The 672-nt window shown below is 46.3% G+C and carries 1 protein-coding gene; it reads left to right on the top strand.

Features of this window, described 5'->3' with window-relative positions; translation table 11 throughout:
• Positions 1 to 78: 78 nt before the first annotated feature.
• Positions 79 to 672, top strand: a 594-nt coding sequence (locus QTN95_RS21325; RefSeq protein WP_331418888.1) for an IS5 family transposase, incomplete at its 3' end; no start/stop codon positions are given.

Below are 672 nucleotides of genomic sequence, written 5' to 3'. Positions count from 1 at the left end.
GGCGTTGTTGCCTAAATCAGTTGAACCTTTTTCGAGTCTTGCGATCTGACCCTTTATGATGGTTAGAGCGGTGGTGGCATGGGTAAGGCAAAAAAGAAGATAACTAACTGGGCGGAGTACAATAAGGCTCTGTGTAAACGGGGCTCGGTTACGTTCTGGATAGATGATTCAGCTGTAGATGCATGGCGATGCAAAACCCATCATGGTAAGCGTGGTAGAGGTTTCCAGTACTCTGATACAGCGATTGAAACTGCATTGATGATTAAGGGGATATTCTCTCTACCATTGCGTGCGCTTCAAGGTTTTATCGACTCTATCTTTGAGCTATTGGAGGTTCCCCTGACGTCCCCTGACTACACGTGTATCAGCAAACGCTCGAAGACAGTTCAAGTCAAATATCGTAACAAATCCAGAGGAGCTATTCGCCATATCGCTATTGACTCGACTGGTCTCAAAGTCTTTGGCGAAGGTGAGTGGAAGGTGAAAAAGCACGGCGCCGAAAAACGCAGAACTTGGCGCAAACTGCACTTAGCCGTTGATGTAGAAACTCATGAGGCCATTAGTGCAGAAGTCAGTCTTGTAAGTGTTGGCGATAGCGAAGTGTTGTCAACATTACTCAACCCTTTACGTAGAAAGATAGATACCGTATCTGCCGATGGAGCGTATGACACA

It is taken from the genome of Vibrio sp. M260112, from assembly GCF_036533775.1.
Classification (GTDB): domain Bacteria; phylum Pseudomonadota; class Gammaproteobacteria; order Enterobacterales; family Vibrionaceae; genus Vibrio.
This window is presented reverse-complemented; position numbering and strand designations above follow the sequence as displayed.